Origin of the sequence: Faecalibacter macacae, assembly GCF_003687725.1 — a bacterium.
Lineage (GTDB): Bacteria > Bacteroidota > Bacteroidia > Flavobacteriales > Weeksellaceae > Empedobacter > Empedobacter macacae.
In genome coordinates, this window is the sequence record NZ_RDOJ01000038.1 from 1 (window position 1) to 419 (window position 419).

Genomic DNA, 419 nt, shown 5'->3' on the forward strand with positions numbered 1-419 from the left:
ATTTGTAAGAAATACAAAGAAAACAATCTTTCGAAATCTGAAAAATTGAGATTGTTTAATTTATAAAAATTCAAGAAAATGCTGAAACTTCAGCTCGAAAATAGCATTTAGTTCAAAAAATCAGAATAAATTGTTAAAAAAATACTGAAAACTGAATTTCTTAAAATTTGAATTTCGGAATTGCAACTTGCTTGAAAACTGCTAAAAACAAAGTTTGAAAATCGTGAAAATTTTAAAAGAATTTGAGATAAAAAATCATTCGAAAAAATCGGATGCCCGAAACTGCAATTGCGTATAACGGGCCGCGGCTTGGCGAAGTGCGGGCTTGAATTGAGCGAAAGTTCAATTCAGACCGAGACGTAGCCAAAGCTGTGAGCCTTTTGGTAAATTTAATAAAAAAACAAAAGCAAACAGCTTTT